11 protein-coding genes are annotated in these 12,084 nt (G+C 58.2%); 6 read left to right on the top strand and 5 right to left on the bottom strand.

Going from position 1 to position 12,084, the window contains the following annotated elements; genetic code table 11:
• Positions 1-180: 180 nt before the first annotated feature.
• Entirely contained in the window at positions 181-1,008 is an 828-nt protein-coding gene (gene map, locus IGS51_RS19825) for a type I methionyl aminopeptidase (RefSeq protein ID WP_297080511.1), read from the top strand.
• A 127-nt stretch (positions 1,009-1,135) separates the two neighbouring features.
• Here map and psbH read toward each other — a convergent pair whose 3' ends face one another.
• Positions 1,136-1,339, bottom strand: coding sequence for a photosystem II reaction center protein PsbH (psbH, locus tag IGS51_RS19830; protein ID WP_297080512.1), 204 nt, complete (start codon positions 1,337-1,339; stop codon positions 1,136-1,138).
• 78 nt (positions 1,340-1,417) lie between these two features.
• Here psbH and psbN point away from each other — a divergent pair, with 78 nt between their 5' ends.
• Positions 1,418-1,549 carry a photosystem II reaction center protein PsbN gene (gene psbN, locus IGS51_RS19835; protein ID WP_068511165.1) on the top strand — a complete coding sequence of 44 codons (132 nt, stop codon included), beginning with the start codon at positions 1,418-1,420 and terminating at the stop codon, positions 1,547-1,549.
• Here the strand turns inward: psbN and IGS51_RS19840 are convergent.
• Positions 1,546-4,857: an alpha-mannosidase gene (locus IGS51_RS19840; protein WP_297080513.1), complete on the bottom strand. Its 3,312-nt coding sequence runs from the start codon at positions 4,855-4,857 to the stop codon at positions 1,546-1,548. The genes psbN and IGS51_RS19840 overlap by 4 nt on opposite strands.
• A 749-nt stretch (positions 4,858-5,606) precedes the next feature.
• Between IGS51_RS19840 and IGS51_RS19845 the strand changes: the two genes are divergently transcribed.
• Together IGS51_RS19845 and IGS51_RS19850 are read left to right on the top strand one after the other, a co-directional pair.
• Complete coding sequence (locus IGS51_RS19845) at positions 5,607-5,783, top strand: hypothetical protein (RefSeq protein WP_297080514.1); 177 nt, start codon at positions 5,607-5,609, stop codon at positions 5,781-5,783.
• 49 nt (positions 5,784-5,832) lie between these two features.
• Positions 5,833-7,278, top strand: a complete 1,446-nt coding sequence (locus IGS51_RS19850) for a hypothetical protein (protein WP_297080515.1) — start codon at positions 5,833-5,835, stop codon at positions 7,276-7,278.
• A 34-nt stretch (positions 7,279-7,312) separates the two neighbouring features.
• Here the strand turns inward: IGS51_RS19850 and IGS51_RS19855 are convergent, their stop codons facing one another.
• On the bottom strand, positions 7,313-7,696 hold the full coding sequence (locus IGS51_RS19855) for a histidine kinase (RefSeq protein WP_297080516.1): 384 nt from the start codon (positions 7,694-7,696) through the stop codon (positions 7,313-7,315).
• Positions 7,697-7,715: 19 nt separating this feature from the next.
• The gene (gene larB / locus IGS51_RS19860; protein ID WP_297080517.1) at positions 7,716-8,519 is read right to left on the bottom strand and encodes a nickel pincer cofactor biosynthesis protein LarB; all 804 of its coding nucleotides are present in this window, start codon (positions 8,517-8,519) and stop codon (positions 7,716-7,718) included.
• Between the two features lie 268 nt (positions 8,520-8,787).
• Here larB and IGS51_RS19865 point away from each other — a divergent pair, with 268 nt between their 5' ends.
• Both IGS51_RS19865 and IGS51_RS19870 read left to right on the top strand, forming a co-directional pair.
• The gene (locus IGS51_RS19865; protein WP_297080518.1) at positions 8,788-9,510 is read left to right on the top strand and encodes a Uma2 family endonuclease; all 723 of its coding nucleotides are present in this window, start codon (positions 8,788-8,790) and stop codon (positions 9,508-9,510) included.
• Positions 9,511-9,728: 218 nt separating this feature from the next.
• Entirely contained in the window at positions 9,729-11,390 is a 1,662-nt protein-coding gene (locus IGS51_RS19870) for an L-lactate permease (protein ID WP_297080519.1), read from the top strand.
• Positions 11,391-11,550: 160 nt separating this feature from the next.
• Here IGS51_RS19870 and IGS51_RS19875 read toward each other — a convergent pair.
• The coding region (locus IGS51_RS19875; RefSeq protein ID WP_297080520.1) for a polysaccharide pyruvyl transferase family protein at positions 11,551-12,084 on the bottom strand (534 nt) is incomplete at its 5' end.

Consider the following 12,084-nt stretch of genomic DNA (forward strand, 5'->3'; position numbering starts at 1 on the left):
CCAAGCCGCGACAGGCTGGACAACCCGCAGCAGGATGGTCGAACCCAACCGAATCATCTCCTAGATGGGAATACTTGAGGTAACTTAGATAAGGGCTTTCATGCCCTCTATCGCGCCCTCCATATCGAGCGTTTTCAGCTAGCGTTTCCAGCGACCTCTACCCCTGCACCTCCGGATTTAATGAACATTCTCACCGACCTCCTCCCGCAAGCCATCAACTCGCCCCGCGTCCGCAAGCAAAGCCGCAGCGTCGAGATCAAGTCCGCCCGCGAAATTGAAATCATGCGTCAGGCTTCTCGGATCGTGGCGACGGTGCTGAAGGAAATCTCGGAGATAGTGCAGCCAGGAATGACGACGGCGGATCTGGATGCCTATGCTGAGAAGCGCATTCGGGACATGGGCGCAACGCCGAGTTTCAAAGGCTATCACGGGTTCCCAGGGTCCATTTGCGCCTGTATTAATAATGAAGTTGTGCATGGCATTCCCAGTCGCCGCAAAACGATCCGCCAGGGCGACGTGCTGAAGGTAGACACGGGCGCATATTTTGAAGGCTTTCATGGCGATTCTTGCATCACGATTGGCGTGGGCAAGGTAACGCCCGCCGCCGAAAAGCTGATTCGGGTCGCCGAAGAAGCCCTCTACAAAGGTATTGAACAGGTTAAAGCTGGGGCCTTTTTGCTCGATATGGCGGGCGCGATTGAAGATCACGTCAAGGCCAATGGCTTTAGCGTGGTGGAAGATTACACGGGGCACGGCGTAGGGCGAAATCTGCACGAAGAGCCGTCAGTGTTCAATTTCCGCACGCACCAGATGCCGAATGTGAAGCTGCGGGCAGGCATGACGCTGGCGATCGAGCCGATTGTGAATGCTGGGTCAAAGCTGACGCGGGTGCTGGGCGATCGCTGGACGGTGGTGACGTGCGATCGCGCTCTATCCGCCCAGTTCGAGCATACGGTGCTGGTAACGGAAACAGGCTACGAAATCCTGACCGACCGCAATTTGGTATAGCGCAGCAGATGACTGCATTGCCACGCTTGACGTGCCCAGGACGAACCATCAGCTAAAAATGATCAGCTAAACAAAAAAAAGCCCCGGCATGACCGGGGCTTTCTCATAATCGAGCGTGATCTTAAAACTAGCCGCCGAGGCTGCGCCAGTCCACATTCACATCTTCCAAAATCAGCGAAGAATTGTAGATCTGCAAAATAATCAGCAGAAATACGAGAAACAGCACCATGAAAACTCCCATCAGCGGGGTTGTGCCCCAACCGGGAGCCACCTTACCGTATTCAGCGTTTAAGGGGCGAAGGATATCTCCCAAGCGAGTGCGTTGTGCCATGGGTTACCTGCAAGCAATCGTTAAATTTAACTTTATGTAATATTCTAGGGGAATGTGACTCATAAATTAGATCGACTCATGGACTCTGCAACAGTTCTTAGTATTTCCGTTACCGCGATCCTGATCGGCATCACCGGAGCCGCGATCTACACCTCCTTTGGCCCGCCGTCTAAGCAGTTGGACGATCCCTTTGAAGACCACGAAGATTAGGGCTTGGGCGCAGGCTGGAGCGTCAGGCGTAGGGTAAGAACCTGCCACGGCTGGAGGGCGATCGCCCCTCCTTCATTCTCTACAGCATTGGCATCTTCTAGCAGATTTGCAGGGACGGCGCGAACCACCTGGGCGATCGCCCATTGTTCTGGAGAGCCACCTCCCGGAGAACCACCTCCTGTAAAACCGCCTCCTAAAAAGCGAATTTCTCCTGACGCTCCCTGCGACTCGTAGCACCGCAAAATCCAGTCTCCGGAGCCGTCTTCAGCAGGCTTGAGGGCACTCACCACGGCTGAGCCAGCGTCGAGGTGGAGCAGCGAACCCATCGGCGGCAATGCAGCCTGGGAGGGCGTGACAGTTGCCGGGTCAACGACGCACACTCGCAAAGGCTGGTTTTGCTCGTAGCCGCGTCGCACCGTTTCCGCCGCCTGCCAACGGCCGGCGTGGGGATACAGCGCGTAGGTGAATTCATGGTGTCCCAAATCCGCATCGGGATTCGGCCACGCTGCGCCGCGCAGCAGCGTCAGGCGAATTTGGCTAGGGCTGCTGTCGTAGCCATGTTTGCTGTTGTTGAGCAGGCTCACGCCATAGGGAACGGCCTCTGACGCATTGGAACTGGTCAGGTCGGCCCAGCGCAGGGCAGGCACTTCCCACTGAGCCGCCTCGACAGAATTCTTCGGCTGGGTGGGCCGCTGGATCACGCCCCCCGGAATTTCGCAGGTCATCAAATCGGCCGTCAGATTGAGCGGAAACGCCGCTTTCACCAGGACGTGTCGCTCTTGCCAATCGACCCAGGTATGGATTTGCAGCAGTGGCGACCCGGCTTGCAACTCGTAGCGCTGGCGAAATATAGACCGACCGAGCGATCGCAGGATCTCCACTGTCTGGACGATCGCCCCCTGGTTCACCCAGCGAATCGCCTCAAGCTGCGGCGGCGGCAAGGGATAGCTTTCGTAAGCTGGGTCGATATTCCACGCATCCCAATATTGCCCGCCATCTCGAAACGCCTGAAGCTGATTGCCCGGCCCCGCCAGCACCTCCCGCTGCTGCGCCTTGTCAAACACGCTAGCCAGATTGCCCGTAGCCGGGTCAACCGCCACCCGCAGAAACTCGTTTTCCAGAACGAAAGAATCCGTCGGCTGGAGCGGCTCCGCAGCCAAAGAGTCCCCCTCAACTGGACACAGCCAGAAGCAGGCATAGCCCAGCGCAGGAACGGCTTCGGCCCGAAACGCAAGGTTCCAATGCTCGCCGTCATCCGCCTCCAGCACCCACTGAGCAGCGATCGCCCGTCCGTCCAGCCCGCGAACCTCCCAGTTGGATTTTGGATTTTGGATTTTGGACTTTGGATGCTCCTGCCCTTCCATGTTTCGTTTTTCGTTTTTCGTTCTTCGTTCTTCCCCCCCCACTCGCACCACCGCCGAGCGCGACCAGTTTAGCGGGTTAAACACCAGCACCGCCCTGGCCTGGGGATGGGGCGCGGTCGGTCGGGCAATGTGACGGGCGATCGCCCCTATCGCTGCATCAATTGCGTCTTTGGCGCATTCTGCCGCCGCCGCCCACTCTCGATTGGCCTCTGCGTACACATCAGGAGTCGCCGATCCGGGCAAAATATCGTGAAACTGGTTAAACAGCACCTTTTTCCACGCAGTTTCCAGGGCTGGTGCAGGGTAGGGCAGTCCCAGGGCCAGCGTCGTCATGGCTGACCACAGTTCCGCTTCGGAGAGCAGCGCCTCACAGCGGCGGTTCCACCGTTTTTGGTCGGCATGGGTGGTGTAGCAGCCCCGATGGAATTCGAGGTAGAGATCGGTCTGCCAGCGGGGGTGTTGGGGCGTTGGGGGGTTGACGTTGACGCTGGGATCATCCCATTCCCGCAGCGCTTCTAGGTAGGATTGCGCCGTGGAAAACTGGAGGCGCGGGAAGAAGGGCGATCGCCCCCAGCGCTGGGCCAGGTGCAGCATATCGCGGGTGGGGCCGCCGCCGTGATCGCCCACGCCGATTAGCCAGAGGGCATGGGGATAGCCCGTTTTTTGCTCGAACTGGGTGGCGTAGCGGGCTATTTTGAGTGGGTCGAAGCCTTCGCCAATGGGGGCAGAGTGCAGGCTAAAAATGCGGCTGCCGTCGGGCCCTTCCCACCAAAAGGCTTCGTGGGGAAATTCGTTGGTGTCGTTCCAGCGGAGCTTTTGCGTAACGAAGAATTCCACACCGCCCTGGCGCAAGAACTGGGGCAATTGCCAGCAAAAGCCAAAGGTGTCGGGCAGCCAGGCGATCGCGCTGATGCGCCCAAATGTTTCCTGCACATAGCGCTGGCCGTAGAGAATCTGGCGGGCGATCGACTCGGCGCTGATCAGGTTCAATTCCGGCTCCACCCACAGCCCAGCGGCCACCTCCCAGCGCCCTACCGCCACCTGCGCCCGAATTGCCTCAAACAGTGCCGGACGGTTCGTTTCCATCCAGGCATAGAGCGCGGGCGAAGAGTGGGTAAAGATCAGGTCTGGAAACTCCGCTTGGAGACTCAACACCGACTTGAACGTGCGCTCGGCCGCGTCCCAGGTTTCCGCCACGGGCCACAGCCAGGCCAGATCCAAGTGCGCGTGTCCCAACAGGGAAATCTGCCGCTGCCCAATCCACTTGCCAAAGGGCAACAGGCGCTGCCGCAGGTCGCAGAGCGCTTGGTCAAAGGCGGCTCGGTTGGCAAGCTGGCTCCAGTCGAGCGAGGCCAGGGCGACCGCCAGGTCTCCTAGCTGCGCTGGTGCAAAGGTTTCGACGTAGTGCTGCACGACATCCAGCTCGTCTGCCACAAATCCCGGCTCTGGGCAAGGCTCCAGTCCATACTGGGGGCGCTCATAAACACAGTGCGATCGCACCAGGGCCCCGTCGTCATGCCCCGGACTGACCAGCCGCAGCGCCACCGGAATCCGCTCTCCTGGCTGCACCTGCTCCCGCAGCACGACCCGCGCCGAGCAGTCAAACAGATCGCCCGCCTGCGCCAACTGCCCATCTACAAAAATCTGCGCGTCCTCTGCCCACCAAGTCAGCGCCAGGCGCAGTGTCAGCCCTGCCAGCGGATATGCCTCTAGCGCATCGGGCACGACGATTTCCTGCGCCAGCCACAACACCTGCCGTCCTTTCGTCCAGGGAATATGTCTCTTGGCATTCAGCGGAATCTTGCCCCAGGCTGTCCAGGTTGCAGGGTCGAGGGCATGGTTGGGGTCGCCTGCTGTGGCATACCAATCCCCCAGGCAGTCGCGCTGGGTTTGCCGCCGCAGGCGATTGCCCGCCAGCGACAGGGTGTAATCGGGAACATTCATGGTGGCTTGAATTCAAGGGAAACCAGTCGAGCAGGTCTATAAACCAAACTTTTGGGCGATTCCCTGATAGGGGATTTACTGGTAGGTAGGTTTGTAGACCGTATCAAAAAACTGTCAAATTCAGAAGCATTTAGACTGGGGCAGGCATGGCAATCCTTACAAAAAAGCAAAAGAAAGAAAAAGATGATAAAACATCGCACGACAAATAGAACAATGGGCGGAACCCCTCAATGAGTGATCCAGGTTAAACTCTGTAAAGAGTATGCAAAGCTCTATCATTTTTGCCTGATTCCCTCTATCGTCCAGTATTAGCCCCCTTGGGTCGCTCACTATAATTGGAGCCTCGCATGACCTCCAGCCATTGCAAGGCGCTCTGAAAAATTCTCCCAGACCATTAGTGCTGTGACCATTAGCTGCCTCTATGGGCTGTCTGGCGTGTGACCAGAACAGTTCAACCGAGAAGCATCAGGGAAAAAGAGGAAGCGTTGTATCAGGGTATGTATCAGGGTATCAGAGGGGCTTTGCATGGAGGGGCTTTGCATGGAGGGTCACTGCATAGAGGGTCACTGCACGGGGGGCTTTGCATGGAGGGGAGCGCTGCATAGGAAGACGCTAGCTGCCAATAAATTTTGGCAACTCTGGTAATCCTGGCAACCTGTGGCTGGTGAATAGGGGGTGCCCCTAGTAACCGAGACGACTGGCGATCGCCCTCCTGAGAGGAGCTATCCCTCGGATCAGACAGCGCCAGCGTGACCGAACAGCAATCGCGCTACTCCCCTGAATCGCTCACCACAGCGGGTGACTTTTGTGGCATCGTTCGTAAACTGCACACCTTCTCTTGTATTTCCCCCCATGAAGTAGACAGCCTGCTAGCCCGTTCGCCAAGCCGCGCCTTGCCCATCGGGGCGATCGCCGCTCAATTTTGAAAATCCAGACCCGCCGACCGCAGTTTCTAGTTTCAACTGAGCATTTTAGATGGTTGTGGAAAAACTGAACGAGGGCTATCAACCGCAGCCACGAGGACGAGCCAATCGTTTTCAGCGGAACATTCCAAAAGCGCAGGAGGTTATCTACAACTACCTGCTGGAAATCGTGAAGGAGTGGTCGCCGGAGGAGGTGCTAGCGGAATTTCGGCATCTCTTCATTCACCACGTCAATACGATTAGCTCCCATACGCTCCCCTCGCTCTACGAAATTGTCTTTGCCAACCAGGAAGCCGAGTTTCGCAACACGCTCAAGCGTTCCTGCTACATTCTCATCAACAACTGGGATCTCAGCCGCAGCCACGACTCGATTCGGGGGCTGGTGCAGCTTTTCTATGACCCCATTCTCGACAAGCCCACCATGTCGCCCACGCTGCGGCGGCTGCGCGGCTGGCTGAAGAATTTTGTAGAAAGTGAGGATTTCCAGGAGCTAAAGCTATTTGCCTCGCGCTATGACGATCAGCGCAAGCACTGGTCAGACCGCTACACGTCTTACCTGCTGGTGCCGCAATACATCGACCTGAACAACCCCATCGAACAGCGCAACGCCGCCCGCACCCTTTCTAAGCAGCTTAAGGAACGGTTTAAGTTTGAACTGGCGATGTACACAGCGCGATCGCAGAGCAACACCGTTCCTGCGCTGAAGCCCAAAAACCCCACCATTATGGGTGACGACGTGCTGCGCTTGGTGAAAATGATCGTGGCGAAGCGGGGCAATTTTAGCTACGCCAACCTGGCGCATATTTTCCTAAACCAGACGCGGGGACTCCGCTATCAGGAGTTCAAAGAGAGCCTGAAAAAATACCTGGTGTTTTCGTCGGCTTCCCGGGAACAAGCGCGATCGCTCAATGCACAGGTTGCCGAAAAGCTGGATGCCCTCTACGTCATCCACCATGACAAGCCGCTCGACGACGCGCTGCTGCTGCGAACTGTGAACCGCATTGTCAGCTACCTAACCACCGAAAATCAGCAAGACCCATCCCCTCTGTTCGTGCAACTGCTGATGGACGGCAACCCGCTGACGCTGGTGATTGTGCTGCTGAAGCTGGTGCTGATTTGCCCCTATGCCCGCACCCATCTAGAAGCCCGCATTGCGGATCTGGTGCAGTTTTATAAAGCCTATCCAGAGGACGAGTGCCGCTGGGTCATCAACTTTTTCGAGATTTTCGATATTACGATGGCGATCTACGCTGAAAATATCGAATTTAACCTGGTAGACATGAGCAGTCAGGGCAGCGAGCGACAGAAGGAGATTAACCCGGCAACCCTTGACGCTTATCGCGTGTTTTCCCAGATCAAGCACAGCATGGATGCAACAGAAGACCTGGAGCAGATGGAACAGGTGCTTTCAGACCTGATGGCAGACGATGACTCGCTGACCCCAGAGGAAATCACGGAATTGTCCGAAGCGGCGCTGGCTGAGTTGGACGAGCTATAGGCGCGAACCTTCGGCTTTGCAACCTGTTTCAAGCCTATGGCGCAGCCTGCTCGACGAGTTCCCGACAGCCCGCTAATCCGAGTTGGGGCTGCTGTCGATAGGCTTCATCGGCGACCCAGATGTGAAGCGTGCGATCGCCCCGAATTTCGTATAGATATTGCACCGTCGGGTCGAACTCGGTGCTGGCCTTCAGGTTCGAGAAATCGTCCTCACAAAACTCAAACCCCAGCCGCACAATCACCTGCGCGGCCAAACAGGCAGGCGTATCACTCTGTTCGCCCACCAGCCCCCGCTCCTGCCAAAAGGTGTCTAGAAACGGATTCAAAATCGGCAGAAGGCGCTCAGGCGTGCCATTCCGGCTGGCGTAGATGACAATCGGGCTGCCCTCGATCAGGATATGACAGGGTGTAGCAGACATAGCAGCACTTGGAGATGACTTAGTTAGGGTACTCCTTTGGGGGGTTGGATTCAACTGTAATCCGTGATGCAGTTCGTAGGATTTGCCCTGCCAACACCGCGGCCCCAAAGCCATTGTCGATGTTCACCACGCCGATGCCTGCCGCACAGGAGTTGAGCATGGTCAGCAGGGCCGCCAGCCCGTCGAAGCTGGCCCCATAGCCGATGCTGGTGGGCACGGCAATCACGGGACAATCCGCCAGACCCGCTACGACGCTGGGCAGTGCCCCCTCCATGCCCGCCACGACGATCAGCACGTCCGCCGTTTGCACAAAATGGCGATTGTTTAGCAGGCGGTGGATGCCTGCCACGCCCACGTCCCAGAGCCGCTGTACCTGGAATCCAGCGAGTTCTGCCGTAATCGCTGCTTCTTCTGCCACTGGTAAATCCGCTGTACCCGCCGATAGCAGCGTGATTGTGCCGGGATGGACAGGTGTGAGCGTGAGGGGGGCGATCGCACAGATCCGCGCCATTGGGTAATACACTGCGTCTGGAACGAGTGATCGCACCTGGTCATACACGGCTGGGTCGATGCGCGTCGCCATCACCACCCGGCTGCGCTGGCGCATGGTCTGCATGATCTGGGCGATCTGCTCCGGCGTTTTGCCGGGGCCCCAGATGGCTTCAGGGAAGCCCGTCCGCAGCGCCCGATGGTGGTCGATTTTGGCAAACTCTTCGACGGGTTCAAAGTCAAAATATTTCAGCTTTTCGAGCGCCGTGTCGGGGCTGACTTGGCCCTGGGCAACGGCATTGAGCAACTGGCGGAGCGCTTCGGGTGTAGACACAGAAAAGACCGAGTGACAGAGGGCTGGAGCAGGGAAATAACAGAACGATAGAGGGCAGGCGCAACGGAGCTAATCTAGCACCCCCTCTAACCTAGACTAGCGGCTTGATGGCAGATTGGGGGCGATCGCCCACCTCCCGGCGCGTCTTCCTGGCGCGTCTTCTCGGTGCATCTTCCTAGCGCATCTTCTCGGCGCGTCTTCTCGGCTCATCTCGGCAAATCTTCTCCGCTACACTAGAGCAAAACGCACTGGCAAGACATAGATTCCCATGTCGGTTCCGACGACTCCTGCGACTCCCTCTGCGCCCGAAGCTGCTCTTGATTTCTTCGAGCAGGCGCAGTTGGATGGCGTGACCTTTCCTCCCGGCGATCTCTACAGCGACGAGCCTCCCTTGGAAACCGATTTTCACTTGCAGCAAATGCTGCTGCTAATCAAATGCTTGGACTGGTTTTGGCGCGATCGCCAGGATTTCTACGTCTCCGGCAATCTCACGATCTACTACAGCCCAAACCAGAGCAAATCGAAGGATTTTCGCGGGCCTGATTTCTTCGTCGTCCTCAACACAGAGAAGCGTCCCCGCAAAAGCTGGGTCGTTTGGGAAGAAGACGGCAAGTATCCCAATGTCATTATCGAACTTTTGTCGCCATCTACCGCCAGCACCGACCGGGGCCTCAAAAAGCAAATCTATCAAGACACCTTCCGCACGCCAGACTACTTCTGGTTTGACCCGACCACGCAGGAATTTCAGGGCTTTCATCTGTTGGATGGAGTCTATCAAGCGTTGTCGCCCAATGACCAGGGACACCTGTGGAGCCAGCAGTTGCAACTCTGGCTGGGCGTGGTGGCGGGGCAACTCCGATTCCTGACACCTGCGGGGCAACTCGTCCCCACGCCAGAAGAATCGGCCCTAGCAGAACAGCAGCAGCGGGAAGCCGCCGAAGCCCTGCTGGCTCGATACCGCGATCGCTTTGGCGAGTTGCCGCCCGAATAAGCGTCTTTTCAGGGTTTAGGTTTGCAGGCTGAACCAGCTAAAGCTAACGATATTCCCCCTGTCATTCCCACCGTCATTCCTACTGTCCATCTCGAAACGCCTGACTAAGCAAAACGGCTTAGTTCAGAGAGTTTGGCGCGGGTCTGTATCGCAGTTCCTAGACAAGCAGCGGAACATGCTCTAGAAAAAAATATCCAACGTTCGCATTCTGAGAGCTTGTGCTGTATTTTTTAATCGCGGCTCTGCCGATTTTGACGGTGTTTGTGCTGCTGCTGGGGGCGCGGCTGCCTGCGGGACGGGCTATGCCGATTGCCTATCTAGTCACGGTGGCGATCGCCCTCTGGATCTGGCGCGTTCCGCCAGTTTGGGTGGCGGCTTCTAGCATCCAGGGCTTGTTCATTGCGCTAGAAATTCTTTACATCGTGTTTGGGGCGGTGCTGCTGCTGAACACGTTGCAGGCATCGGGCGCGATTCAGGCGATTCGGCGGAGCCTGCTGTCGATTTCGGGCGATCGCCGGGTGCAGGTGATTATCATTGCGTGGCTCTTTGGCAGCTTTATCGAAGGGGCATCGGGCTTTGGCACGCCTGCGGTAATCTGCGTGCCGCTGCTGGTGGCCATTGGCTTTCCGGCGATGGCGGCGGTGCTGGCGGCGCTGATTATCCAGAGTACGCCCTCCACCTTTGGCGCAGTGGGTACGCCCGTGCTGATCGGCATCGACGCGGGGCTGGCGGGGGTGGACGCGGTGCAGACCCAGGTGGACGCGCTGGGCCTGAGCTACGCCCAATACCTTAAGGCAATTGGAACCGTGGCGGGGATGCTGCATGGCATCGTGGGCACGTTCATTCCGCTGATTCTCTGCGTCATGCTGACGGTCTTTTTTGGCGATCGCCCCTCGATTCGTCAGGGGTTGGCGGCGTGGAAATTTGCGCTGTTTGCGGGGCTGTCCTTCACGGTGCCCTACGCGCTGACGGCACGGATGCTGGGGCCAGAGTTTCCCACGATTATTGGCGGGCTGCTGGGGCTGGCGATTGTCGTTCCCGTGGCGCGGGCGGGCTGGCTATTGCCGCAAGAATCTTGGGACTTTCCGCCGAGGGAGCAGTGGGACGATTCGTGGCAGGGCAGCACCACGCCGCAGCTAACGGGCGATCGCCCCTCGATGAATCGCGCCAAAGCCTGGTTGCCCTACGTGCTGGTGGGGCTGCTGCTGGTGGTGTCGCGGGTGGTGCCGCCTGTGCGGGCCGCCCTCCGCGCCGTGCAGATTAGCTGGCCCGAGATTTTGGGCACTCCGCTCACGGCAACGATTTTGCCGCTGTATCTGCCGCCGACGATTTTGCTGGTGGTGGTGGGCATCACCTATTTTCTGCACCAGATGAAGCCCGTAGCCCTGCGGGGGGCGATCGCCGAGGCGCTGCCCGTCATTCGCAACGTAACCTTGGCGCTAGGCGCGGCAGTGCTAATGGCGCGGGTATTCATCAACTCTGGCACCAACGACAGCGGGCTAGCCAGTATGCCCCTCACCCTGGCGGACACCATGTCGGCGATCGCCGGACAAAGCTGGCCCCTCTTTGCCCCGCTAGTGGGACTGATTGGCGCATTCGTGGCGGGCAGCGTCACCGTCAGCAATATGATGTTTTCGCTATTTCAGTTTGGCGTGGCCGACCAGCTCAGCCTCTCCACGGCGCTGATTCTAGCGCTCCAGTGCGTCGGCGCGTCGGCCGGCAACATGATCTGTGTCTCCAACATCGTCGCCGCCGCAGCTACTGTGGGTCTTCTAGGACGCGAAGGGCTGATCATTCGTAAACTGCTGTTGCCTTCGCTCTACTACATCGGGCTGGGCGGGCTGCTGGGGCTGGCGTGGCAGGTTTGGGGGGGCGGGTGAAGAGGGAAGAAGGAAGAAGGAAGAGGGAAGAACGAAAATTGGGTTGGTAGGTTCGTCCAAAATCCAAAATCGCAAATCTAAAATCGCTGTTTAGAGGAGTCGGGTGAGCAGGTCGCGGTAGATTTCTTCTCTCTTCGTTCTTCTCTCTTCATTTTTCTATTCAGAGGAGTTGGGCGAGCAGGTCGCGGTGGATGGCAGCGCGATCGCCAATGGCGGCGAGTTGGTCGGTCGATAGCCCGTCTCCGTTGGCGTAGAGGTCGATCCAAGTGCGGCTGATGGTGGCGGCATCGTCGGGCAGTTGGTCCAGTTCCCAGCCGGGAAGCTGATATTCGTCCATCAGGCGGCTCACCTTGGGGTCATAGCTGATGGCAAAGCAGCGGCACTGATGGGCGGCGGCCATGATCAGCCCGTGCAGACGCATGGCGATCGCCAGTTCCACCCCCTGAAACAATCCAGCAAGCTGGAGCGGATCGGTGAGCGTTAGAACGGTGCTGTGGTGGGGCAGGTGGCTGTGCAGCGTTTGGGCGATCGCCCCATCCTGTACGGGCTGGAAGGGAACCAGCAGCACATGGGTCTGGGTCGCCTGCTGAAACATGGCCAGGGCCCGGCCGAGGGTGTGCAGCCGAGCCTCGGTCAATGCGGCGTGGGGCCGCAGGGCCACGCCAAGGGCCGCGGCCTTGGCCTGCATGCGGTG

It is taken from the genome of Thermoleptolyngbya sp. M55_K2018_002 (genome assembly GCF_015295965.1).
Lineage (GTDB): Bacteria > Cyanobacteriota > Cyanobacteriia > Elainellales > Elainellaceae > Thermoleptolyngbya > Thermoleptolyngbya sichuanensis.